The organism is Gluconacetobacter brunescens (assembly GCF_048695475.1).
Lineage (GTDB): Bacteria > Pseudomonadota > Alphaproteobacteria > Acetobacterales > Acetobacteraceae > Gluconacetobacter.
Genome location: NZ_JBLHEN010000001.1, coordinates 1,956,977 through 1,981,513, shown reverse-complemented (window position 1 = coordinate 1,981,513; position 24,537 = coordinate 1,956,977). Strand labels below are relative to the sequence as shown.

The 24,537-nt window shown below is 61.2% G+C and carries 17 protein-coding genes; 12 read left to right on the top strand and 5 right to left on the bottom strand.

Going from position 1 to position 24,537, the window contains the following annotated elements; genetic code table 11:
- Positions 1–153: 153 nt before the first annotated feature.
- The gene (locus ACMAUO_RS08755; protein WP_420356533.1) at positions 154–1,440 is read right to left on the bottom strand and encodes an amidase; all 1,287 of its coding nucleotides are present in this window, start codon (positions 1,438–1,440) and stop codon (positions 154–156) included.
- A 281-nt stretch (positions 1,441–1,721) separates the two neighbouring features.
- On the opposite strand from ACMAUO_RS08755, the gene ACMAUO_RS08750 reads away from it, so the two are divergent.
- Positions 1,722–4,145, top strand: a complete 2,424-nt coding sequence (locus tag ACMAUO_RS08750) for a TonB-dependent receptor (RefSeq protein ID WP_420356532.1) — start codon at positions 1,722–1,724, stop codon at positions 4,143–4,145.
- 185 nt (positions 4,146–4,330) lie between these two features.
- Entirely contained in the window at positions 4,331–5,668 is a 1,338-nt protein-coding gene (locus ACMAUO_RS08745; RefSeq protein ID WP_420356531.1) for an MFS transporter, read from the top strand.
- A gap of 40 nt (positions 5,669–5,708) precedes the next feature.
- On the opposite strand, the gene ACMAUO_RS08740 is transcribed toward ACMAUO_RS08745, so the two are convergent.
- Positions 5,709–7,289 carry a Na+/H+ antiporter gene (locus tag ACMAUO_RS08740; RefSeq protein ID WP_420356530.1) on the bottom strand — a complete coding sequence of 527 codons (1,581 nt, stop codon included), beginning with the start codon at positions 7,287–7,289 and terminating at the stop codon, positions 5,709–5,711.
- Positions 7,290–7,594: 305 nt separating this feature from the next.
- Here ACMAUO_RS08740 and ACMAUO_RS08735 point away from each other — a divergent pair, with 305 nt between their 5' ends.
- From ACMAUO_RS08735 to ACMAUO_RS08710, 6 genes are all read left to right on the top strand, one after another.
- Complete coding sequence (locus ACMAUO_RS08735; RefSeq protein WP_420356529.1) at positions 7,595–10,045, top strand: membrane-bound PQQ-dependent dehydrogenase, glucose/quinate/shikimate family; 2,451 nt, start codon at positions 7,595–7,597, stop codon at positions 10,043–10,045.
- A 93-nt stretch (positions 10,046–10,138) separates the two neighbouring features.
- Entirely contained in the window at positions 10,139–11,032 is an 894-nt protein-coding gene (locus ACMAUO_RS08730; RefSeq protein WP_420356528.1) for a transporter, read from the top strand.
- A 214-nt stretch (positions 11,033–11,246) separates the two neighbouring features.
- Positions 11,247–12,188 (top strand): helix-turn-helix domain-containing protein, encoded by a 942-nt coding sequence (locus tag ACMAUO_RS08725; RefSeq protein WP_500862074.1) that lies wholly within the window; start codon positions 11,247–11,249, stop codon positions 12,186–12,188.
- A 250-nt stretch (positions 12,189–12,438) separates the two neighbouring features.
- A complete protein-coding gene (locus ACMAUO_RS08720; protein ID WP_420356526.1) occupies positions 12,439–13,608 on the top strand; it encodes a PepSY-associated TM helix domain-containing protein in 1,170 nt (389 codons plus the stop codon).
- 155 nt (positions 13,609–13,763) lie between these two features.
- A complete protein-coding gene (locus tag ACMAUO_RS08715; protein WP_420356525.1) occupies positions 13,764–13,886 on the top strand; it encodes a hypothetical protein in 123 nt (40 codons plus the stop codon).
- Between the two features lie 244 nt (positions 13,887–14,130).
- Positions 14,131–15,444, top strand: a complete 1,314-nt coding sequence (locus tag ACMAUO_RS08710; protein ID WP_420356524.1) for an aspartate aminotransferase family protein — start codon at positions 14,131–14,133, stop codon at positions 15,442–15,444.
- 30 nt (positions 15,445–15,474) lie between these two features.
- Here the strand turns inward: ACMAUO_RS08710 and ACMAUO_RS08705 are convergent, their stop codons facing one another.
- On the bottom strand, positions 15,475–16,407 hold the full coding sequence (locus ACMAUO_RS08705) for a LysR substrate-binding domain-containing protein (RefSeq protein WP_420356523.1): 933 nt from the start codon (positions 16,405–16,407) through the stop codon (positions 15,475–15,477).
- A 50-nt stretch (positions 16,408–16,457) separates the two neighbouring features.
- Between ACMAUO_RS08705 and ACMAUO_RS08700 the strand changes: the two genes are divergently transcribed.
- Positions 16,458–16,613 (top strand): hypothetical protein, encoded by a 156-nt coding sequence (locus ACMAUO_RS08700; protein ID WP_420356522.1) that lies wholly within the window; start codon positions 16,458–16,460, stop codon positions 16,611–16,613.
- A gap of 250 nt (positions 16,614–16,863) precedes the next feature.
- Positions 16,864–18,327, top strand: coding sequence for an APC family permease (locus tag ACMAUO_RS08695; protein ID WP_420356521.1), 1,464 nt, complete (start codon positions 16,864–16,866; stop codon positions 18,325–18,327).
- Positions 18,328–18,372: 45 nt separating this feature from the next.
- Here ACMAUO_RS08695 and ACMAUO_RS08690 read toward each other — a convergent pair whose 3' ends face one another.
- Positions 18,373–19,221, bottom strand: a complete 849-nt coding sequence (locus ACMAUO_RS08690; protein ID WP_420356520.1) for an aldo/keto reductase — start codon at positions 19,219–19,221, stop codon at positions 18,373–18,375.
- A 266-nt stretch (positions 19,222–19,487) separates the two neighbouring features.
- Here ACMAUO_RS08690 and ACMAUO_RS08685 point away from each other — a divergent pair, with 266 nt between their 5' ends.
- The gene (locus ACMAUO_RS08685; protein WP_420356519.1) at positions 19,488–19,877 is read left to right on the top strand and encodes a PRC-barrel domain-containing protein; all 390 of its coding nucleotides are present in this window, start codon (positions 19,488–19,490) and stop codon (positions 19,875–19,877) included.
- A gap of 73 nt (positions 19,878–19,950) precedes the next feature.
- Here ACMAUO_RS08685 and ACMAUO_RS08680 read toward each other — a convergent pair whose 3' ends face one another.
- Positions 19,951–23,274 carry a GH92 family glycosyl hydrolase gene (locus ACMAUO_RS08680; RefSeq protein ID WP_420356518.1) on the bottom strand — a complete coding sequence of 1,108 codons (3,324 nt, stop codon included), beginning with the start codon at positions 23,272–23,274 and terminating at the stop codon, positions 19,951–19,953.
- 187 nt (positions 23,275–23,461) lie between these two features.
- On the opposite strand from ACMAUO_RS08680, the gene ACMAUO_RS08675 reads away from it, so the two are divergent.
- The gene (locus ACMAUO_RS08675; RefSeq protein ID WP_420356517.1) at positions 23,462–24,361 is read left to right on the top strand and encodes a DUF6624 domain-containing protein; all 900 of its coding nucleotides are present in this window, start codon (positions 23,462–23,464) and stop codon (positions 24,359–24,361) included.
- Positions 24,362–24,537 lie beyond the last annotated feature (176 nt).

Here is a 24,537-nt window from a genome sequence, read left to right as displayed (position 1 = left end):
GGCAGGCTGTTTGCAAAGTCATCCTGCCGGCGATCCGACGTACATTTTCTGCGCTTCGGTGCTCACGGGCATTAAGCCCGCTCCGCTCCGATGCTCAAAAATACACGCCAGCCGTGCCGCTTATGCGGCACTCTCGCTCGGCAGGCCGACTTTTCAAACAGCCTCTGAGTGATCATGCGCGGGTTTCAGGTCGGGTACAGGACGAGCAGGCAGAACCGTCTCGGCCCATGCCGCAATGTTGAGCAATTCCAGATCCTGGCCAATCCGTGCCAGTAACTGCACGCCAATCGGCATCGTGGATGTCCCTGTCAAGCCCGGCATGGTGATTGTCGGCAGACGGAGTAATGTCCAGAGCCGGCTGAAAATCGGGCTGCCCGTTCCCGTGGATGCCAGAGGGGCTTCACCGGGGGCGGCGGGTGCAAGAAGAACGTCATGGATATCGAATATGGCCTCGATCTTGCGGCGCAGTTTCTGGGCATCATTCAACGCCCGGTGATAGGCGGCTGGGGTGATCGCACGTCCATTTTCAATGAGCTGACGAATCTGGGGGCTCAATTGAGTACCATGAGAATGATATTCCGACGCAAGGGACTGCGCGACCTCATAGCTCATGATCGCGATATGCAGTTCGGCCGCTATGGCGAAATCGGAAAGATCGACCTCGACCATGGTGCAGTGCTGGGCAAAGAGCGCCACCGACTGATCGAAGATTGCCTGCGCCTCAGCTTCGACTTCATTCCACCATGGGGTACGACAAACGCCGATCGTTTCCGGTATCGCCGGCGAGAGAGCCGGCGATACCGGGACAGGCCCCTGGAGAACCGCGTCGACGCGGGCCGTTGTGGCGACATCCTTCGCAAGCACACCCAGGGTGTCGAAGGATGGCGCGAGCCACTTTACACCGGATGCGTTATAGCGCCCGTAACTGGGTTTGAAGCCGACAATACCGCAATAGGAGGCCGGACGGGTCAGCGAGGCCGCCGTCTGCGAGGCCAGGGCGAAATCGACCATTCCCGCAGCCACGGCAGCGGCGGATCCGCTCGATGAACCGCCCGGTGTCCGTGCCAGGTCGAATGGGTTGCGTGTCTTTCCCGGATAGAAGAACGCAAATTCCGTGGTAACGGTTTTGCCCGCATTCACTGCGCCCGCCGCTTCCAGCAACGTAACGCAGGCGGCATCCGCAGCGGGAACATTGCGATCATAAATGGGCGATCCGTAGCTTGTCGGATATTGGACGGTATCGATGATGTCCTTTACACCGACAGTAAGTCCGTTCAATGGGCCCGATACGAGCCGGGCTGCATCATACCGGATTCTCGCCGGGTCGAAACGTATGAATGCGCCGATCGCATGGTCAAGAGCCTCGATTGCGGCAATAGCCTTCTCGGCGGCCTTCGATCTCGCTCCTGGCTGATCGGAATCGATTTCTGAAAAAAGCATGATGCAGACATTCCTTGGGCTTGGATACCGGCGCACAGTGGGCAAGCGCCAGGCCAGTGTGATCCGTTCGGGGAAAGGATCGCATCAGGAAAATATCCAATATGGATAAAATCTGCGCTTCATTTCTGTTCAACACCGATATGATATCTGAAGACACGCCGCCTGCTGAAGTCTTGATCAGAATTGGATCGAGGGAAGTCAAGGCGATTCTGGATATAATTAAATATAAATATTGTGGTCTATGTAATAAATATGTCCACAAAAGGTGAGGTATTTGTAAAATGTTGAACAAAACTCTACCGATACTTCTCGGAACGACCTCTCTAATTTGTGTCCAGTTTGCATTTGCGGCGCAGCCGGACAAACTCTCTCGCCATGCCAGTCCGGATACGGTGGCGGATAATCGGTCTTCTGACGGTACGCTCACAAGTGCGAATTCGGCGTCGTCAAATGCTGATAGAGAGACCATCACCGTTCAGGGCCACGGAGCTGACGCGACGGGCGTCACCGGTCGTGCTTCGGGCGGGGGGCTGATATCGCATCATACAAGCTCGAATACGATGATGACTGTAACACGAGATTTCATTGCAAAGCAGGGACTGGGAACGAACCCGATCGGCCTGGTTGCAATGGAGCCAGGCGTGAACGTCGCGCCGAACGATCCATTCGGCGTACAAGGATCCAGCATCACGGTACGTGGGTTGACGACCGATGAAATCGGCATGCTTCTCGACGGAATGCCGACCAACGACGTGGGCAACATGAATAGCTACGCCCCCCAATATGTCGCATCGGAGGACCTGCAGTCGATAAACATACAGCCATCAGGCGGCGACATCACGGCGCCGGTATTCGGGTCCGCCGGTGGCCTGATGAGTCTGACATTGCGTGACCCGTCGCATAAAAGAGGCGGCCTGGCGGATTTCACCTATGGTTCCTTCGGTACCGACCGTGAATTCATGCGTGTCGAGAGCGGAGACGTTGGGTCTACCGGACTGCGGGCCTATCTGAGCTATTACCACATAGCGGGTGGGCAGTTGGCCGGTGCCGGACGAATTGTCCAGCATCATGTCGACTTCAAGGTTTCCAAGGACTGGGGAAAGAGAAGCTATTCGTCATTAACCGTAACGGCAAGTTATTTCATTACGCCGTATCTCATCAACCCCACACTGGCAAACTGGAATCTTCATGGCATCAGTTCGGGAGCTTACAGCGAGAAGTGGTATCCGAATAATTCAAATTACTGGAAATTGCATTCGACAGCCTTCTATCCGATATTTCTCTCGCAGAGAAATCATTTTGCGTTAACGGATAAGATGACTGCCGACATCAATCCTTACTTCGAGTACGCGTTGGGGGGGAATCAGGGCGGATTACTGCTGCCGGGAGATGGTGCTGTCTATATCGGGAATCAGCCGGCAACCGCCAATCTTTCCGGGCTTTCGATCCAGGATGGAAAGGCCCTTGTATCCTCGACCGCATCCCAGATTACCACGCGCACCGGATTTTCGTCCAAACTGGCCTACAAGACTGGCGTCAATAATTTTTATGTGGGCAATTTTTTCGAATTCAGCAATGAAAATACCACTTACGGTGTCACGCCTGTGACATCCAGCGGTAATCCTGCCGTACAATTCGGCAACCACAGCCTGATATATGCTACATACGGCAATGGCGTGACGGCTCCGATCGCATCGCAGAACGCTACCTCTTATACGACAGCCGATGGCCTTTCTTTCGGCGACCAGATCAGCTTGATGAATGACAGACTCAAGATTGATGCTGGCCTGAAGCTGCTTTGGTTTATAAGAGATGTGACCAACCGGCAGCCTGGTGCTCAATACAAGTCGTCGTTCAGTGAAATGAAACCGATGCCCTATCTGGGCGCGGTCTACCAGATTAATGCCAATTCCAGCATTTACGCGAATGCATCCACCAATTACAGGGCTCCCAGCAATACGTCATTTATTGATACTTTCAGTCCGCTGACGGGAAAAATTACGTCTGCGGCCAGCAGCAATCCCAGGTCTGAATATATCATCTCTGAAGAAATCGGGTACAGATACCATTCCAGTCTTGGTGAGGCGTCAATTTCGGCATTCAATTATAATATGACAAATCACATTCTATCGTCTCAAATCTATATAAACAACTCCTTGGTGACGGAAGTCGTCAATGTCGGCGGCCAGACGTCCCGGGGTATCGATATTCAGGCGGGCCTCAGGCCTTGGCACCACCTTCGCCCGTACGCGTCATGGGAATACCTGCACGCGACAGACGATAGCAATTATTTTAATGGACTGGACTATCTCAGGACAGCCGGAAAAACTGCGGTACGAAGCCCGAAATATACCGCCAGTTTCGGTCTGGATTATGACGATGGGCATTTTTTCGCGAATGTCGATATAAGATATGTAGCGTCTCAGTACTCGACACTGATGAACGATGAGGCATTGCCGAAATACGTGACTGCCAATGCGGGCATCGGATATCGTTTCCGCAACTACTCCTTTCTTGAGAGCCCGATTATCAAATTCAATATAGTCAATATGGCGAATAACAAATATCTCGGTGCCGTGACAAGCGTGACTTCAAATGCCAGAACGCAGGTCGGTATCAATGGGCATACAATCGCGGGTCAATCGCCAACCTATTCGATCGCCGCTCCCTTGGCCGTGATGGGGTCGATATCGACCGGTTTCTAGAGTTTCATCCGTTTGTATCCACAGACTGGCAAAGCGCCAATGGCATGTTTCTATCCATGCTCGCGGCGATTCCATATCGCAGCCGGGGCCAGGAACGCTCTTGGCGCTTCTTGTTCATATCTTTTTCATTATAAGCTTACGTAACGATATAAATCGCCATTGGAGCATGGTCTGCATGTTTCTGGATGGCTGATTTTGCATCAATACGCGATACAAAGGCAATTAAAATGTCGACGGCGCAAGATATGGATTATCGTAGAGCCCTAATGAAGATAACGCTCATTCTTGGTCCGATCTTCGCTCTCGCGTATATTTTGAATTTTGCCGACAAGGTTAATGTTGGTATTGCCAAAGTCAGAATGGCCAGAGATTTTCACTTCACCGATGGAGATTTCGCTCTTGGAATGGGAATTTATTTTTTAGGCTATAGTCTCTTCAACGTACCCAGTGCTCTATGGATCCAGAAATCAGGTCCCCGCTTCGGGCTGGCTCGAACCATGATCACCTGGGGACTTATTGCGGCTTTAACGACATTTGTATCCACTATTTATGAATTTTCTGTTCTAAGATTTTTCCTGGGGGTTGCCGAGGCAGGCTTTCTGCCTGGCTTGGCATTGTATTTGCAGAAATGCTACCCGCAACAGATGCATGGAACGGTAATGAGCGTCATGATCAGCGGTGCATTACTGAGCGGAATCATTGTTGGCCCTTTTTCCGCATTCATTATGCAGGAACTGCATGGCGTCGGTCATCTTCAGGATTGGCAATGGTTGTTTTTTGTTGAGGGCGCACCGACTATTTTTCTAGGAGTGTTACTGTATTGTATATTGCGAAATCAGCCTAGCGATCTTTCTTTTCTCTCATATTCTGAGCAGCGTGCGCTCCGCAATGCTCATTTCATTGCGCAGGAACTTCCGGCGCAGGAGGCGGGCGGCAATTTTTTCCGAACATTGTTCTCTCGATCGGTCTGGATACTGAGCTTTGACATGCTTGCGCTTAATATTGGTGTCTATTCCATTATATTAAGCTTGCCAGACTTGATCGCGAAGAATTCTACAAGCAATTTATGGGGGATTGGTTTTTTGTCGTCATCCCCTTATGTGCTGGGGTTGGTTTTTCTTCCCGTTATCGGCTACCTGTCCGATCTTTTTAAGAGTCATGCGGGATTTATATTTTATTGCGGGATTATCGGATCTTTTTCTCTTTTTATTTCTACTTTTTTTAAGTTTAATATTTATCTGGCATTGCCATGCATGGCGATTGCCGCGAGCCTGTTCATGGCGGCAACACCCCTTATTTGGTCCCTGGGAGGACAAGGTGATGATGATCGGTCATCATCCATCGTTGTCGCGACTATTAATACGATCTCGCAACTCGGGGGATTCATAGGCCCGTATCTCGTTGGAAGATCATTGGATCTGTCTCACGATTCATCCTACGGATTTCGCGTTATCTCGGTCATCGTCTTTATCGCGTCGACATTGGTCATTCGCCTGCATCGGCCGCGCCCTGCAAGCATCTGACCAGATCTGGAGGCGCGATTCAGGATGTTGTGATCACACGTCACAACCGCGCCTCCGCCGCGATCTCCTGCATGTCCAGGTCCTGTTCCATCTCGCGCAGCACATGGTCATGGATCTGCCCGTGGCGATGCAGGTCCAGGATCTCGGCCCGCGCCGCCTGGATCGCCGCCAGCACCGCCTCGTAATGCGCGATTTCCTCCGGCCGGTGGGCGGACATATCCCGCGCATAGTCGCGGGTCACGCGCAGGCGATAACGGTATTGTTCCAGCAGGCGCGGGTGGCGCTCGCTGCCGTCGGGCTGGCGCGATGCCCGCTCGATGGCGCGAAGCTGGGCCTCGGCCACCCGCACCCAGGCGGCGTTCTCGCTGGTCTGGATGCCCGCCGCGTCGTCATCGGTCACCTTCAGGGCACGCACCAGCGGTTCCAGCGTAATCCCCTGCAACAGCACCGTGACCAGGATCGCCGCAAAGGCGCAGCACAGCGCCAGGTCACGCCCCGGCAGGCTCTCGGGTAATGACAGCGCCGCCGCCAGCGTCACCACCCCGCGCATGCCCGACCAGCCCATGATGATCGTCTCGGGCAGGGAAGGGGCGGCAAAATGGCGCGGCCACCAGCGGCGCAGCACCGCCCGCACCGCGTCGGCCCCAAACAGCCACACGAAGCGCGAGATGATCATGGCCCCCAGAATGGCGGCAATCGGGATCACCAGCGCATGCAGCAGGTCGGTCGTCCCCTCCAGCCGGTGCAGCACCCCGCGCAGCGACAGGCCGATCAGGATGAACAGCACCGATTGCAGCAGAAAGACCATCACCTTCCAGAACGCCAGCCCGCGCACGCGCGTACTGGCGGTGAAATCGGCATGCTGGTTCCACCCCAGCATCAGTCCGGTGGTCACCGTGGCCAGCACGCCGGACACATGCAGCCGGTCGGCCCCGATATAGGCGGCCGCCGCCAACAGCACGGTCGCGGTAATGACCAGGTCGCTGTCGCGCAACCGGCGGATCAGCCACAGCCCGCTCCATCCCAGCACCGCGCCGACCGCCACCCCGCCGACCGAAACGAGGCAGAACGCCCCCACCGCCGCCATCGGGTCGAACAGCCCGGTCAGCGCCGCCGCCAGCGCGAAGCGAAACAGCACCAGCCCGGTGGCGTCGTTCAGCAGGCTCTCCCCCAGCAGCAGCGAGGTCAGCCGCCCCGGCAGGCTCAGCCGCTCCATCGCGGCCTCGGCGGCCACGGCATCGGGCGGCGAGACAATGGCCCCCAGCGTGAAGCACACCGCCCAGGGCAGCGACGGCACCGCCAGCCGGGCCGCAACGCCCACGGCCAGCGTGGTGAACAGCGTGGTGCCGACCGCCAGCGCCAGGATGCCGCGCAGGTTGCGGCGGAATTCGTGCCAGGCCGTGAACCAGGCACTGCTCATCAGCAGCGGCGGCAGAAACACGACCATCACCAGGTCGGGGTCCAGCGTCAGTTCCGGCGTGCCCGGCAGCAGGGCCAGCCCGGTGCCACCCAGGATGAAGGCCGCCGCCGGCGGCAGCGCCAGCCGCCGCGCCAGCCGCTCCAGCGCCAGGATCACCAGCAGCAGGAACAGGAAATACTCGTAGCGGGCGACATCGGACATGAAGGGAATCCGCAAAAGGGGAGGGGGCATATCGACGGGATGCAGCTATGCATAAATCATATACCGATAGCTTTAAAAGCGCCGACCCACCGTTCACCGCCGCCTCCGGGCGAACAGGCATTGTCTCAGCTTTGCGACAGTCGCCACAGGTCGGGACACGTTCGTGTGAGAAAGCTTACAGGATCGTAGCGATACGAAAACCTTCCTGCCGATAAGCAGGCTCGTCGGCAATAGCCATGGGGCCGCAGCCTCACGAGTTGTTCCGGATCACGGAAACTTTAGTATAGAATAGGAACATACGCGAGATGAGTACGAGTGTGTTCTCGATCGTCACCTCGATCTTGCTGGCCCTTGTAGGGCTATTTCTTTTCCTGGGCGGTGGCTATCTGGCCGTCCTCGGTGGGTCCTGGTTCTATGTCCTGGCCGGCGGCGTTATGATCGGCGCCGCGGTGACGGGCATCAGGTCACCCAAGCTGGCGCTGCGGCTCTATGCCGGGCTGCTGCTGGTCTCCACCCTCTGGGCGCTCTTCGAAGCCGGGTTCAATATCTGGAACCTCGAAGTGCGCCTGATGACCCTGGTGGGCATCGGTGTGTGGATGCTGCTGCCGTGGGTCTGGACCCAGGGCGGAAGCTGGCTGGCCGAAAAGCGCGAAATGCTTGGCGCCGTCGGCGTCGGCGTCCTGGCGCTGGTGATCAGCTGCTTCACCTCCTATTCGATCGACGGCACGGTGCCGGCCGACCGCATGGCGGCGCAGGAAGCCGATCCCGCCGCCGACGGCGTCCCGGCGGCCGACTGGCAGGCCTATGGCCGCACCGTGGGCGGCGACCGCTACTCGCCCCTGGCCCAGATCACCAAGGCCAATATCGGCCAGTTGAAGCGCGCCTGGGTCACCCGCACGGGCGACGTCCAGCAGGATGGCGAAGGCACCGTCGCCGGCCCCGACCAGGGCCACGAATTCAACCTGGAAGTCACGCCGATCAAGGTCGGCGACACGCTGTATATGTGCACGCCCCATAGCTGGGTGATCGCCATGGACGCGGCGACCGGCAAGGTCAAATGGAAGTTCGACCCGCATCCCGCGAAGGATGACCTGGACAAGAACGTCTATCTCGCCTGCCGTGGCGTCAGCTACTACAAGATCCCGGACGAGATCGAGACGAGCTGCCGCACGCGCATCTATTCGCCGGTGGCCGACGTCCGGATCGTGGCGCTGAATGCCGAAACCGGCAAACCGTGCGACGATTTCGGCGATCATGGCTTCATCTCCATGCGCCAGTATCTGGGCCACGTGCCCCACGGCTTCCACTTCATCACCTCGCCGCCGCTGGTGGCGAAGAACCGCCTGATCACCGGCGGCTGGATCTTCGACAACCAGGCCAATTTCGAGCCCTCCGGCGCCGTGCGCGGCTTCGACGCCACGACGGGCGAGATCGCCTGGGCGTGGGATGCCGGCCACACGCCGGAAACCTGGAAGCCCGGCCCGGATGACGTGCTGACGCGCGACACGCCGAACGCCTGGGGCGTCTACACGGCCGACCCCGACCTGGGCCTGGTCTACCTGCCCACCGGCAACTCGCCGCCCGACAACTGGGGTGGCACGCGCCGTCCGTTCGACGACGCCACCTCCTCGGCGACGATCGCACTGGATATCGTGACGGGTGAACGCCGCTGGACCTACCAGACCGTCCATCACGACCTGTGGGACATGGACATCCCGTCCGGCCCGTCGATGGTCGACCTGCCCGGCCCGAACGGCGAGATGATCCCCGCCCTGGTGCAGAGCACCAAGCGTGGTGAATTCTTCGTCCTGGATCGCCGCACCGGCCAGCCGGTCCCCGGCTACCCGGTCGAGGAACGCAAGGTGCCGACCGCCGGCGTCGCGCCCGACGACCGCGTGTCGCCGACGCAGCCCTTCCCGGTCGCCATGCCGTCGGTCTCCCCGCCGGACCTCAAAGAGAGCGATATGTGGGGCGCGACGCTGCTGGATCAGATGATCTGCCGCATCGAGTACCGCCAGTCGGCCTATGACGGGCAGTTCACCCCGCCGCATGTCGGCCAGACCACGGTCGTCTATCCCGCGTTCTACGGCGTGGTCGACTGGCAGGGCATCACGATCGACCCGCAGCGCAAGATCATGCTGGCGAACGCGAGCTACCTGCCGTTCCGCATCAAGCTGGACCATCGCCAGACGCTGGAAGGCCCCGGCACCCTGCCGAAATGGAACGGCCAGGGCGAAGAGCCCGCGGCCAAGGGCGACGCGCTGTCGGTCTCGCCCGACTACGGCACGCCCTACATCGCCTACACCAACCCCTGGCTGAACCCGCTGCAGATCCCCTGCAAGGGCCCGATCTGGGGCACGATCACGGCGATCGACCTGGTGACGAAGAAGATCGTGTGGCAGCACCCGGTCGGCACCACCCGCGACACCGGTCCCTTCCGGACGCACAACAACATTCCGCTTCCCACCGGGATGTATAACGTCGCGGGCAATATCGTGACCAAGGGCGGCGTGGTCTTCATGGGCGCCACCGCCGACGACTACCTGCGGGCCTTCGACCTCGCGACCGGCCAGGTGATCTGGCGCGACCGCCTGCCGGCGGGCGGCCAGGCCACCCCGATGTCCTACGAGATCGGCGGCAAGCAGTATGTCCTGATCGCGGCCGGCGGCCATGGCGGCCTGGGCACGCGCAGCGGCGACTACATCATCGCCTACACGCTCGACGGCGCCCAGGGCACGGCTCCCTCCGCCCAATAAGAAGCAACAGGTCACAAGTAATAAGTAACAAGTAACAAGGAATACCGGGCGCGCCCTGCGCGCCCGGTATCGCCCTCAACGGAAATCAAACCAATGCGTTTGACAGAACAGTCGGTATGGCTACGGGCCCTGGCCCGGTTTTCCATTCCCGGCGTCGTCCTGCTCGCCGCCGCGTCGGCGGCGCATGCCTCGGACGTCACGCTGGGCATCATCGGCCCCCACGAATATGACCTGCCGGTCGATTTCAAGCCGTTCAACGTGCTGGTGCAGTACGGCGACGGCAATGCGGCCGGCTCTTACTATAATGGCTCGGGCGCGCGCACGCCGGGCGAAGGCAGCCACACCTGGTCGGGCATGACCAAATACGTCCATTTCCGCAGCTTCGATGCCGTCCCCGGTGTCGGCTTCGCCTTTGAACTGATCCAGAGCGAGAGCTTCACGCTGGCCAACGGCAAGAATTATGGCGGGTTCGGCCCCACCATCGTCGGCCCCGCCGCCTGGTTCAAGCCGAACGCCCACAGCACCTTCGGCTTCCAGACCTTCATGGAGACGCCCGAGGGCACGCGCGACGCCACCTCGCCCAATTACTGGTCGAACATCTCCAGCTTCATCTTCGATTACGAATGGAAGCATTTCAGCTTCGACGGCGACGCGGGCACGGTGGTCGGCTCGACCAAGCATATCAGGGGCCAGAACAGCTATTTCCCCGGCGTGGTGTTCTATACGAACCTGCGCTGGAGCTGGAAGGCCACCAAACTGCTCGAACCGTTCTTCGCGCTCGACTGGCAGAACGTCACCGGCACCTACAACAATACCCGCCGCAGCTACGTAAAGGATTCCAGCAGCCGCGAAGTGGCACTCGGTGTCGGTATGATGTTCAATATCGCGAAGAACTTCTCGTTTACAACGCGCTATACCCATTCGGTCGAAGGCCGGAATACGCCCGAGAGCAACGCTTATTACATCAAGCTGGTCTATCTCTGGTAAGCGGATTTACCGGAATATTACCGATTATCACGATCTTTTGCCCGCCACACCCTCTTCCGGACATTGACGTGGCGGCGGTTAGAAGATGTATATATGTATTATGCGTAAAATCAGGCACGGAAGGGCCTGATGGGTCTTGCAGTGCCGCTCCCGCACGGAAGAGGCAGGTTCGGCGCGGCAGGGCGTGTTGTGAGCGATGCGAGCGCGGCAAGCGATGGAATGTGCGGTTCCCAATAAAGGCAATGCAGGCACGGCGCGAAACGGCGCCGGTGCCATCATGGTGGAACGCTCATGGCAGCGGTGCGCCGCCTCCCACCATGTCGATCCGGCCCAGGGATGGGCGGCCCACATTCTCAGCGGCGCCGAATTCCGCCATCTCAGCGGGCGTTCCGCCCCCCTGATGCGGGCGGCCCTGCCCGAGATGCGGCGCCTGTTCGATCTGGTCCACCCGCTGGGGCTGCTGGTCCTGCTGGCGGACCCCGACGCCATGCTGCTGGCACGCTGCGCGGACGATGCCCAGTCGGCCCATTGCCGCCGGATGGGCCTGCAACAGGGTGCGATCTGGGACGAAGCGGTCGCCGGCACCAACGGCGTGGGCACCTGCGTCCGCGATGGCGACCCGATCTTCCTGGGCCAGGGCGAGCACTGGCGTTTCTGCCTGTCGCTGCTGGCCAGCTTCGCGGCCCCGATCTTCGATGCGCAGGGCCAGATGGTCGGCGCGCTCAATCTCGCCGCCTTCCACGGCGACTCCTCGCGCCACGCCGCCCCCCTACTGATGGATACGCTCACCCAGGCCGGCCGGCGGATCGAGGACCAACTGTTCCGCAACCGCTATGAGGGGCGCAAGATCCTGCTGCTGGACACGGCCGACGGCGTATCCGCGCCGCTGGTCGCGGTCGACGAGGGCGGGCAGGTGGTCGGCGCCACGCGCGCGGCCCGTACCCTGATGCACTGGACGGATGAGATGATCCGCGAGCAGCCCAACCTGCTCTCGGCGCTGGAGGGCGACGATTCCCCCAGTTTCCGCAAGGCGGAAGAAAGCGTCATCCGCTCCGCCCTGGCCGCCACGCAAGGCAACGTGACCCGCGCGGCACGCGGCCTGGGCATCAGCCGCGCCACCTTCTACCGCAAGATGCGCATGCTGGGCATCGAATAACCCGCAGGCGCTACGGTGCCCGCGGCCCTCAAGGCCGCTCCGCTCCGATGCCCGCAAACACACGATGGCCGTGCCGCCGCGCGGCACGCGCGCTCACCAGAGCATTTCCACCTGTTCGAACGCACACGTTCAAACAGGATCTGCTCCAGCCCATATTTTCGGTCAGCCGCACCGTCCGCACAGGCCCCCGCCTTGCACGAACATTGCATGTCCGATAATGTGCGAATAATTCGCATTAACATGGTGGCGCGTGCTTCGGAAAATTCATCGCTGGATCGGGCTGGCCCTGATCCTGCCGTTCGCGTTGCAGGGCCTGACCGGGCTGCTGCTGGTGGTCCTGCCGCTGCTGCTGGCGGGTCGTTCCGCCGTTCCGGTGGCCGGCCCGCCCCTGGGGGCCGAGGCCATGATCGGCGCCGCGCGCGCCGTGGCCCCCGCCGGCACGCAGCCCCTGCGCTTCGATCCCGCCCGCTGGCCGGGTGACAGCGCTCTCGTCGCCTTCGGCCCGGCCGGCGAGCGCCACCCGGAGTTCGAGGTGATGGTCGACCCATCCCACGCCACGGTCATCCGCACGCATATCCAGCCCCACGGGCTGCGCGTGCTGCATAACCTGCACGCGGACCTGCTGCTGCTGCCTTACGGCCAGTACGCCACCGGCACCATGGGCATCCTGCTCAGCGTCATGGCCATCACCGGCCTGCTCCTGTGGTGGCCGCATCCGGCCCTGTGGGCCTCGGGCAAATGGCGCCGCACGGTCCTCGTCTCGTCCCGGGCCAGGGGCTATCGGCTGTGGCGCGAAACCCATATCAGCTTCGGTTTCTGGACGCTGTGGGTCATGCTGTTCCTCGCCCTCAGCGGCGCGGTCCTGGCCTTCCCCTTCGCCCGCCCGCTCTTCGGCGCCCAAGGTGGTGGTGGCGGCGGTCGCGGCGACCGCCCGGCCCACAGCCGCATGCACCACGGCGACCACCCCGACCAGGCGGCCCCCGCCATCCCCGGCGAGCAGGGCCTGGACGCGGCCCTGGCCGCCCTGCACGCCCAGATGCCCGACGTCGTCCTGACGTCAGCCCATCTGGGCGGCCGCCCGGCCGAGCAATCCTTCAACATCGTCATGCCCGCCTACGGCCCCAACCGCCCGGCCACCGTGCGGTACGATGCCGATGCCGACACGATGCGCTTCACCCGCGACCCGGCCCAACAGCGTACGGGCGAACTGACCTTCATGTGGCTGCACACGCTGCACGAGTCCAAGCTGGCCGGCCCCACCGTCATCGCCGGCCTGTGGCGCACGGCCGTCGGCATCACCGGCGCGGCCCTGCTCTATTTCTCGATCTCCGGCGGCGTCATGTGGGTCCTGCGCCGGCGCGGCGCCGCCACCCGCAAGGCCCGCGTTTCAGCGGTGCCCGACTCCTCGCGCACCGCCTGAACAACCCACCCGGGGCAGGGACGTGCGATGCCCCGCCTCCAAGTCCGCCGACCGCCGGAAAGCAATTCCTTTTTCGCGCGCTGGTTTCCGCACAAGGGCGCATGTTATAACAAGCGCCCGGACAGCCTCGTGCCTGAAAAATGGAAATGCTGCAGATGCATAAATTCGAGCTTTACGCTCTGATCTCGATGGTCGTGATCATTTCCGCCATCATCTATTATGTACACGGGCACTATACGCCCGTGTCCACTGGCTGCACGCTGGGCATCTGTTTTTAACGCGCCGCACCTCCTGGAGCCTGACCTGAAATGCGCGCTGGATCGCCGCCAGCGCGCATTTCAGGTCAGGCTCCCGGACATCCTGCCGCGCACGCCCTCGATGGCGATCGGCGAGATATTCTCATCGGTTTGTAAGAAGTATTTGCGCTTATCGGCGGCAGAACGTTCGCGCTAACCCTTCCACAGGAAGCCTGGGTCAAGTTCCTTCGATATGCCCCGCTTGAGTGGAAGGATGCTTTGCACGATGAATGACTTGATATCTGATCCCGACAGTTCGCTGCGCAGATCCGCCGACCGTACCCTGCTGCGATATATGGGCATTGGTGGTGACTTCACGTCGTTCGTGCCCGAGCGCGCCGAAGGCTCCTGGCTTTATGATGCCTCGGGGCGCAAGGTCCTCGACTTCACGTCGGGGCAGATGAGTTCGGTACTCGGCCACGCCCATCCCGAACTCGTGGCGGCATTGCGCGACGCGGCCGGTCGCCTCGACCATCTCTTCAGCATGATGCTGTCAAGGCCCGTCGTCGATCTGGCGGTCGCGCTGGCGGAACTGGTGCCGGCACTCCCGCGCGCGATGTTCCTCTCGACCGGCGGGGAATCGGTCGAGGCCGCGATCCGGCTGGCCAAGGTGGTCACCGGCAGATGGGAGATTGTCGGCTTCGCGCAATCCTATCATGGATCGACCGGTGCCGCTGCGTCGGCGACCTATTCGATCGGGCGCCGGGGCCATGGCCCGCTGATGCCCGGCACGTTTGCCATTCCCGCACCGAACGCCTTTCGTCCCCGCTTTCCCGGCGTGACCTGGCAGCAGGAACTCGACGACAGCTTCGACCTTCTCGATCGCCAGTCGACCGGCAATCTCGCCGCCTTCATCGCGGAGCCGATCCTGAGTACCGGCGGTGTCATCGATCTGCCGATAGACTATCTCGCTGCTCTCAAGGCGCATTGCGAGCGCCGTGGCATGCTCCTCATCATCGACGAGGCACAGACCGGCCTCGGCCGGACCGGGGCGATGTTCGCGTATGAGCGTGACAACGTGATCCCCGACATCCTTCTTCTTTCAAAGACGCTGGGCGCCGGAATGGCGATGTCGTCGCTCTCGACGTCCGATGCGATCGCCAGGACGGCGGACGAGCGCGGCTTCATGTTCGTGACGACCCATGTGAACGATCCGCTTCCCGCCGCGGTGGCGCTGAAGGTCCTTGAGATCATCCGGCGCGACAACCTCGTCGAGCGGGCGCGCGCGCTTGGCGGCCGCCTTGGGGACGGGCTCCGGAACCTGATGCAGCGGCATCGGTGCATCGGCGACGTCCGCGGCCGTGGCCTGCTGCTCGGGATGGAATTCGTTTCCCATGCCGGATTGAGCGCGAGCGCGATCTCGCGGAGGGTTACGGATCTGGCGCTGGAGCTTGGCGTGTCCGCGAACATCACCGGCGCCTTCTCGGCGGGCGTCATGCGGTTTGCGCCGCCGATCACCGCGAGCGACGAGGAAATCGACTTCGCTCTGGGCGTCCTCGATACCGCGATCACCCGCGCCGTCGAGGCTCCCGGCGACTGAGGCGCACCGCCTCCGGGTTGATCGCGCTGGTCATGCGGGCGCTGCCGAAACCCTGTCCCTGAGCCATGTCATGACCGTCGCGACCGCCGGTCGGGCTTTACGCGCGGATGGCGTGTACATCCAGTAAGAAAGGCCCGGGCTGCCAAGCGCGGGGAACGGACGGACGAGCGTGCCACTCGACAGTTCGCGTCCGGCAAGGACGTCGCTTTCGAGTATGATGCCGATACCCTTGACGGCAGCCTCGATCGCGAGATGGGATGGGTCCAGTTGGATGCCGCCGGCAAGCCGCTCGTCATGGTCCACGCCATGCAGGTTCAGCCACTCTTCCCACGATACGGGATTCTGAGAGGTGCTGATCAGGGGCAGATCAAGGAGACGCTCCGGAGCGTCAAGCGCGTGCTGTTCGAGCACGCCAGGCGCGCAACAGGCCTGGAAGGTCTCCCGGATAAGATGCGTCGCCCTGTCTTCCCAGATGCCGTCGTCGCCATACACGATCTGTATGTCCGCCGGTGCGTCGGCCTGCGGCGGGAACGGCAACCGGTCGCCCTGCAGGTGAGGCCCCTGCGCATTGATCCGGATGTCGACACCAGGAAGCCGCCGCAGGAGATCAGGAAGACGCGGCAGAAGCCAGCAATGGGCGAAGGATGGCGGCATCTCGATCCTGACCACCTCAAGCGTGCGGCCTTTCCTGCCGCGTGCGCGGATATCGCCGGTCGCCGAGCGCAGCCGGCGAATGCTTTGCCGGACCGCGCGCGCATATTCGGCGCCATCAGGCGTCAGCGTCACGCCACGCCCGACCCGGTCGAAAAGCTGGACCCCCAGGATATCCTCAAGCAGCCGGATCTGATGGCTGACGGCGGATGGGGTCAGATTGAGTTCCTCTGCCGCCGCCTGGAAGCTCGACGCACGCGCCGCCGCCTCAAAGACTGCGATGCCACGTAATGGAAGCGCCCGCTCGGACATCGCCACCCCTGCGCTCGGCCCATCCGCGTGGCGATCGCGCCGGGGTTGATATGAGTAAGACCTTGCGTGTTCCAGAAGGGATGAAAAATCGCAATCCGTCAAGCGAAGCCATGCTCGCCGCCGATCCACTTTCCCTGGCATCGCGTGCCGCGCGTGAAAGGCTCATGAAGGCGGGACCATACGATGCCACGCTTCAGGATTCATGAGGATTCCTCGCCGGTTCTGGCGAGATATTTGCGCTTACCCAGGAACCGGTCCTCGCCTTATCGTCGCAATTTACCGGGCGCGATGATATTTCGGTGGGACGCCCTGCTGGTCGGGCGATCGGCTCGCCTGCAGCGCGCATCAGGGACCACCGACCAGGGATGAGGATGCCGTGGCCATGCCGAAACGACACGCACCGATCGGCAGAAAGCGTCGCGCGCGAGCGCCAGGCGGCTGGAGCCTTCGTGAATCGTGCGATCGCGGATGAATACACCTGATTCCGACCTGACATCCGACAGCGGCGCAGCGGGCGCCCTGCAAAGGACAATCAGCCCGTTTCAGTTTCTGGTGTTCGGGTTCGGTAGCATCGTCGGGACGGCCTGGGTCGTACTCCTCGGCGTCTGGCTCAGTCAGGCCGGGCCGGGAGGGGCGATGGTGGGGATCGCGTTCGGTGGGGGCGCAATGGCCTTGATCGCGGCGATGTATGCCGAGCTTGCCTCAAGGTTCCCACAGACCGGCGGCGAGGTCACCTACATCAATGCGGTCTTCGGGAAGACGCCGGCCTTCGCCGTCGGGTGGCTGCTGACGCTCGCTTATCTCAGTGCGCTCGTCTTCGAAGGCGTCGCGCTTGCCTGGCTGGCCGAGATCATCTGGCCGCGGATCAATCACCCCGTTCTCTATTCGGTGCTGGGCGAACCCATCGGACTGGGCGGCCTGCTTCTCGCTCTGGCAAGCTGCGTGATAATCGCCGTTGCAAACTACAAGGGTGCATGCGCTTTCGTGAAGTTTCAGAATGTCCTTACCGCGGCCTTTCTCCTGGTCGTCTTCGTGGCGGTGGTGGTCGAACTCGGCTTCGGCTCCGGCGCGAACATCCAGCCGCTTTGGCAGGCGGCCGATGGCGGGTCCTGGCTGATCGGGGCGGCATGGGTGTTCGGATGTGCGCCGATGATGTTCAACAGCTTCCAGAGCGTGCTGCATACGATTGAAGAGCGTTCGCAGGCGACATCGAAGGACGTGGTCGTCCGGCTGTGCGTGGTGGCCGTGCTTGCCGTTATGCTGTTCTACCTGGCGATCGTCCTTGCCGCGGCCAGAGCCGCGCCCTGGCAATCGCTTGCCTCGAGCGACCTGCCCGCGGTCGCGGCGCTTGCCCATCTGCCCTGGGTCGGCGCGCTGACAAATGCCTTGCTCCTGGCATTGATCGCGTCACTCCTCAAAGCCTGGAACTCTGTCTTCATGACGACGGTGCGCCTGCTCTTCGCCCAGGCGCGCGATGGCATGATCCCGGCCGTCTTCGGCAGCGTCAATCCGGTGACGGGGGCGCCGGACAAGGCGGTCATCATCGTCGCGGGATTCAACATTGCCGGGCTCTTTCTCGGCAAGGGCATACTCGAGCCAATCGTCAATACCACGTCGCTCTGCATCGCCCTGATCTATGCCCTGACCTGCGCGGCCACCCTGGCGGTGCGCCGGCGTGATCCGCATGGCGCCGGCTTCCGGGTGCCGGGCGGATATCCGGTCGGAATCCTTGCCATAGCGGCAGCGCTGGGGATGGCGGCGTTCGCGCTGCTCCTGCCGGCCCACGCACACCAGGCGGATACCTTCAAATGGATATTGCTGTTGTCCTGGACGCTGCTCGGCCTGGGCCTCTACCGCATGAGGAACCGAGGCCCACGCATCACACCACCGACCAGCGGTCGTCTCGGGATCGGACCGTGAAGACAGATCCGTAGCTTCGGGAGGCCGGTTGAAGAAGGGCGCACTTTAAAACGTCGCCGGGTCCGGCCCGATGCGGCCATCCGCGCGATCCAGGCCCGCAATCCGCTGCATGTCCTCGGCATTCAGGGCGAAATCGAACACCGCGATATTCTCGTCGATCCGCCTCGGCGTGACCGATTTGGGAATAACGATCAGCCCGCTATCCAGATGCCAGCGAATGACCACCTGCGCCGGCGTCTTGCCGTATCTCCGGCCGATCTTCGCAATCACCGGATCTTCCAGCACCTGCCCCTGACCAAGCGGGCTCCAGGATTCGGTCCTGATGCCGTGCTTCTCATGAAAGGCCCGCAGCGCATGCTGCTGGAAACGCGGATGCAGTTCGATCTGGTTGACGGCCGGCACCACACCCGTCGCCTCGATGACGCAGTCCAGATCCTCCGCGGGAAAATTCGAAACCCCGATCGACTTCACCCGCCCATCTTTCTGGAGCGCCACCATCGCCTTCCACGTCTCGACGAACTTCCCCTCGGCCGCCCGGGGCCAGTGGATCAGATAAAGATCCAGCATCTCCCGGCGCAGCTTGTGCAGGCTGGTCTCGAAGGCACGCAATGTCGTGTCATACCCCTGGTCGTCGTTCCAGAGCTTGGTCGTGACATAAATGCCGGGGTGACCCGCCAACCCATCGCCCACCCCCTCTTCGTTCTTGTAGATCGCGGCCGTATCCACGGCCAGATACCCCGCATCGGCCGCATGGCGCACGATATCGGCCGTCTTGTCGGCCGGCGTCCGCCACACGCCCAGCCCCAGTTGCGGCATCGTTGTGCCGTCATTGAGCCGAATATGCGGCTGCGCGCTCTGTCCGGCTCCGGATGAAGGGGAATCTGAACTGTTCATTATCCGTTTCTTTCCAGCATGCGCGCACGATCACTGACGCCGCAGCATCTCAAGGGTTGCCATGCAAACCATGGCCGATGCCCGTGCCGCGCGGAAGGGGAGGGGCCTGCTCTTTTTTAAAAAGCCAAGTCTTTCCATTTTCTTTCAGAATCCGTCCACCTCTGGCGGCCTCAAGGGATCGTGTAGAAAAAAATCCATCCCCCCCCTTGCCCGGCAGATAACCATGCCGACCTACACACTCGTGGTCCAACCAACAGGAGGCCATCATGGCAAATCCAACGGACAGATTCACCACCGACAGAATCGACGAGACCCACGAACTCATCGCCTCCGACAAGGTCGAGGGCACGGCGGTCTATTCCCCGGCCCAGGAAAAGCTGGGAACGATCAATCACTTCATGGTCGATAAACAGACCGGCCACGTCGCCTACGCCGTCATGAGTTTCGGCGGCTTTCTCGGAATGGGCAACAGTTACCATCCCCTTCCATGGAAAGCCCTGACATACGACACGAACCTTCAGGGCTACGTCGTCGATATGACGCCTGACCAGTTGAAAGGCGCGCCGAGCTATACATCGGAATCCATGCCGAACTGGAGCGACAACCTTTACGCGCATCAGGTCGATGACTATTACGAAGGCAGTCTCGGGCGCTAAAACGCCTGTGATCGTCATCCAACATCTCGGCGTGGCAGGGGGGCCAGAGCCCCCTGCCACGTCGTTCCATTCGTTACTTGGAATGCCCCAATAATTCGAACTCGCCGATTGTCGTCGGATGCGCTCCATCAGGCCGCCAGCGATACAGCCGATGCGGGCGCGGATCACCGATCAGGAACGGCCGGGTCTGCCGCTTCCACGCGAAATGCTGGCCCGAACGCCGGTCGATAGCCGTCCAGTTCACACCGTCATCCGAGGCCTCAAGCTCCCAAGTCGATGCAACCGCGTTCGGATCATCCCCCGACGTCACCGTATAGGCCAGCGCGGCCACCCCGGCGGGAAACGTCACCGTCAGCCCATTCCCCGGCACCATTGCACTGGTCATGGCATCGTCGTCAAAGAGCGCACCAGGCCCGTCCGTATGCGCCTTGCCCAGCTCGATCAGGTCCCTGGCAGGCTCGGGCAACTCGTTCCCCTGGGTCAGCGAGGGCAGGGCGGCATCTGCTCCCGTTCCCCACGCCGAAGGATGGTCGCCCATCGTGAAATGCAACGTACCACCATTGGCGATATCCGCCTGCGAGAACCACCACCGCGTCAGCGGCCGGCCATTCAGCGTGACGGACTGGATAAACCGGTTGCGGTCGCTCACCCCCGGCGCCTCGATCGTCAGCCGCTGCCCATTGCCGAACGTCATCTGCATGGTCTCGAAACGCGGCGCCCCGATCGCGTAAGTTGGCGTTCCCATCCGAAACGGATAGAAACCGGCGGCACTGAAGACCCACCAGGCCGACATCTCGCCATTGTCTTCGTCGCCCGGATAGCCTTGCCCGATCGCCGTGCCCCGATAAAGCCGGTTCATGGCATCGCGGATCTTGTCCTGCGCCTGCCACGGCTGCCCCGCGACATCGTACATATAGAGGATATGATGCGCCGGCTGGTTGCTATGGCTGTATTGCCCCATGCGGATATCATGCATCTCGCGCATCTCGTGGATCACACCGCCATACGCCCCCACATGATACACCCCCGGCGTCGCGAAATAGGTATCGAGCTTGCGCGCCAGCCCCGCGCGGCCGCCATAGAGGTTGATCAGCCCCTGCGGGTCCTGCACCGGATCAAACGCCATCGTCCAGGCATTCGTCTCCGTATAATCTCCTCCCCATGCCAGGGGATCGAACGTGTCCTTCCCGGCGCGCCATGTTCCATCCGGCCGCCGCCCCACGAAGAACCCGACGTCACGATCAAACAGATTGACGTAGTTCAGCGCCCGGTTCTTCAGATACCACGCTTCCGCCGTGAAATCCGCCTGCTCCGGCGACCCCGCCGGCGCCTCCCGCGCCAGCGCCTCCGCCATCACCCCGATCGCGAAATCATTGACCGTGGACGCATTCGACCACGAGAGCGCCTCGTCCGTGTCGGTATCCGTGTAGCCCCGGAAGATCGAACGCGCCAACCCCTTGCGCCCCACTCCCGGATCATCCGGCGCCACGGTCGCATCTTTCAATGCCGCCCGGTAGAAGCGGGTACGATCGAAATCATGCACACCTTTGCCCCAGGCATCGGCAAACGCGACATCGGCACTCGTTCCCGTCATCAGATCCGCATAGCCCGGAGAAGACCAGCGCGCGATCCACCCACCCTCGCGATATTGCTGCACGAAACCGTCAATCAACGCGCCCGCCTCGTCGGCACTCAACAGGGCATAGGCCGGCCACGCCGTACGATAGGTGTCCCAGAACCCGTTATTGACATACAGTGCCCCGCCCGCGATCCGCGCCCCCGTATGCGTCTCGCTACCCGGCCCGACCGGTGCCGCGAACGGACTGGCATGCACGAACACGGGAGCCTGAACACTCCCGGCATTTTCATGCGCTTCGTTTGGATAAAGATAGAGCCGGTAAAGATTGCCGTAGAGCGTCCGCTGTTCGTCAACGCCTGCACCGGGAATCGCCACCCGCGCCAGCTTGTCGTTCCACGCCGCCTTCGCCGCCTGTGCCACGGAATCGAACGTCCGCCCCTCCGGCAGTTCCAGCGCCATGTTATGCTTCGCCTGTTCGATGCCGATCAGCGACGTCGCAATCCGCACCGTAACCGGCCGCCCACCGGCCGTGTCGAACGCCGCCCACGCCTGCACATCATCGCGCTTCTCCCCAGTCATGCGCCCCTGCGCCCGGGCGGGACGATCGAAGACCAGATGCACGAACATCCGCGTCGCCCCGGTCGAGAGTTCACTGGCCACATCCGTATAACCGGCGGCGCTCAAGCCATCTTTCGCAATCACGATCTGGCCGTGATCGTTGATATTGTCGAACGCGATCTGCCCCTGGTCGCCCGGATAGGAAAATCGCATGATCGCCGCATGATCTGTCGGCGCGACATCCGCGACGATCCCGTTATCCAGCGCGACGGTATAGCGATAGGGCAACGCCTGTTCATGCCCGTGATCGAACGCGGCCGAGCGCACCGCCCGATCGGCCGCCGGCGGCGCGCCACCCGGCACGGGCATGATCTGGAATGTCTGCCGGTCCCCCATCCACGGGCTGGGTTCATGGCTCAGTGAAATCGCCTGAAGACGCGGCCTGTTTCGCGCGTCGTTCCGCTCCTGATATTGATAAAGCCAGTTGGAATCACCGCGCGTCACCGGCGTCCAGAAATTGAATCCATGCGGCACGGCAACGGCCGGGAAATTGTTCCCGCGGGAATAGCGGCCATTCGCATTCGTGCCGCGCCGCGTATCCACCAGATCGGCAGGCGTCGCCCCCGGGACGGTTTCCGCCTCACCAATGCTGATATCGTCGAAATAGACGTGATAAGCCTTTCCACCCGGCCGTCCCGCCTGCACCTCGATCGCCGCGACACGCTTATGGCGCGCGACCGCCCCCAGCGGCACCTCGACAACATTCCACTGGTTCGGATACAGCCCCCGGCCCTGTCCCTGCGCGGTCAACGGCGCCCCGGCATTATCCCGCGCCCCCAGCAGGGACGCACGGCTGCCATCGTCAAAGACCACATCCAGCGCCGTCCCGGTCGCCGGATCGGTCAGCGACAGCGGATCGTCGACAGGAAAGATCATATAGCGCAGGACGCTGCCGGACGTGATCGTCACCGCACCCGCCGGCACTGTCGTCACCACCGCCCGCACCGGCGCGCCGCGCACATCGAACCGCAGCGCATGCATGCCGGTAAAACCGCTCTCGGGGCGAGCGGTCAGCACCTCGTCCTTCCCCGGCCCCGCCACCAGCGCCGCCGCCCAGCCATCGCCCGACCGGGCGGGGAAACCATCAGCGGCGTCGAAGCGCTCGGAGAACGCAGGCGCCCCCTTCGCGGCCGATACCCCAACCAGCGCGGACGAAAGAGCGATCAGCGCGGCATATCCCGCCCCAGATTGGCGTTTCATTCTCACAAATCCCAAGAATCCGATCGCATGAGCACTAATTTGGCGGAACCGGTTTGGCAACCGGAGCGATACATCCGACGCGACGAGGATAGGATGTCAGGCTACCCGTCGGTCCGTGAGGGAGCATGCAGATCGTTCTCGCGCAGGACTTCACGCTCCATCATGAGTTCGTCCATCGTCGTCTGACTTGCCTGTTTCCATCGCGTTGCCATTCGTGGCCCCTGGTCAGTTTCAAGGCGCTCACGAAATGGTTTTCAATGGTGCTCCAAATTACGCCGCGATAGATTGTCTCCACGGCAGCAGTAAGATGGACGCGATGTTAAAAAGTAAGAATGAATCAAGCGGAGTAGGAAAATACTTCTTGCGCATTTGTAAAGTCATAAGTTTTTTCATTCTTTGTTCTATTCTTCATCAATCCGAGGCTTTCGCGGAGCAGACTGATCCCCTGTTGCTCAAATCGGAAAATACTGTCCGCCCGATTTTTTCAGCGATCGCGCGGGTCATGATTTCCCAGCGTATCCATCAGCCGCCATTGACGTTGGCGGATCGGCTTATCCAGATGGGTCAAATTGATGCAGTCGGCCGGGATCTGATGGAGAAAACAGACCTGACGCGTTTACCCGAGCCTTACCGGCAGGCGGCCTCCGATGCGGTCTGGCACGAAATCAATCTGCACGATTTGGAGAATCAGAAAGCATTACGGTCGTTATTGCCAGCCAAAGGCTGGTTCGACCGGACAAAACTTGGCGATGCGGCGGCGACGAGTGCGTTTATGGTCGTGCAACACGCGGTGAACAACCCCTCATTCATGGAAGAGATGCTGTCTCGAATGCAGCCCCTGGCAGGAACACCGGCACTGGATGGGCATGCATATGGCTTGTTGGTTGATCGTGTACGTTTGCAAAAGCATCAGCCTCAAATATACGGGACGCAATATGTCTGCGTCGCGCACCACTGGACAATGTACACTCTTCTCGACGCCAGCCACGCTGACCAGAGAAGAAAGGCGATCGGCTTCAAATCGACCGTGGAAGATGATGCGAGAGCGATCGCGAGCAATCCTCCGTGTTATCCGCCGAAGAATTGACCGGTCGGCCATAAGATCAGGTGAGCGCCGTCTGCCTTGAACGGCATCGTATCGTTCCAGCGCCAAGTCTAAAAAATATGTGTAAAAGCGATAGGATTCCAGGGCGTACTGACAAAAGCGTTGTCCATGCTTTCCAGAATCCTGTTCACTGGCTGCCTGACTGCGGCTGGTGTCAA

Excerpts from the sequence above, each read along its gene's own strand:
- ACMAUO_RS08735 (WP_420356529.1), top strand. The coding sequence starts at position 7,595 with ATGAGTACGAGTGTGTTCTCGATCGTCACCTCGATCTTGCTGGCCCTT.
- ACMAUO_RS08750 (WP_420356532.1), top strand. The coding sequence starts at position 1,722 with ATGTTGAACAAAACTCTACCGATACTTCTCGGAACGACCTCTCTAATT.
- ACMAUO_RS08745 (WP_420356531.1), top strand. The coding sequence starts at position 4,331 with ATGGCTGATTTTGCATCAATACGCGATACAAAGGCAATTAAAATGTCG.
- ACMAUO_RS08705 (WP_420356523.1), bottom strand. The coding sequence starts at position 16,407 with ATGTCCGAGCGGGCGCTTCCATTACGTGGCATCGCAGTCTTTGAGGCG.
- ACMAUO_RS08690 (WP_420356520.1), bottom strand. The coding sequence starts at position 19,221 with ATGAACAGTTCAGATTCCCCTTCATCCGGAGCCGGACAGAGCGCGCAG.
- ACMAUO_RS08730 (WP_420356528.1), top strand. The coding sequence starts at position 10,139 with ATGCGTTTGACAGAACAGTCGGTATGGCTACGGGCCCTGGCCCGGTTT.
- ACMAUO_RS08715 (WP_420356525.1), top strand. The coding sequence starts at position 13,764 with ATGCATAAATTCGAGCTTTACGCTCTGATCTCGATGGTCGTGATCATT.
- ACMAUO_RS08755 (WP_420356533.1), bottom strand. The coding sequence starts at position 1,440 with ATGCTTTTTTCAGAAATCGATTCCGATCAGCCAGGAGCGAGATCGAAG.
- ACMAUO_RS08740 (WP_420356530.1), bottom strand. The coding sequence starts at position 7,289 with ATGTCCGATGTCGCCCGCTACGAGTATTTCCTGTTCCTGCTGCTGGTG.
- ACMAUO_RS08700 (WP_420356522.1), top strand. The coding sequence starts at position 16,458 with ATGAGTAAGACCTTGCGTGTTCCAGAAGGGATGAAAAATCGCAATCCG.
- ACMAUO_RS08725 (WP_500862074.1), top strand. The coding sequence starts at position 11,247 with ATGGAATGTGCGGTTCCCAATAAAGGCAATGCAGGCACGGCGCGAAAC.
- ACMAUO_RS08685 (WP_420356519.1), top strand. The coding sequence starts at position 19,488 with ATGGCAAATCCAACGGACAGATTCACCACCGACAGAATCGACGAGACC.
- ACMAUO_RS08710 (WP_420356524.1), top strand. The coding sequence starts at position 14,131 with ATGAATGACTTGATATCTGATCCCGACAGTTCGCTGCGCAGATCCGCC.
- ACMAUO_RS08680 (WP_420356518.1), bottom strand. The coding sequence starts at position 23,274 with ATGAAACGCCAATCTGGGGCGGGATATGCCGCGCTGATCGCTCTTTCG.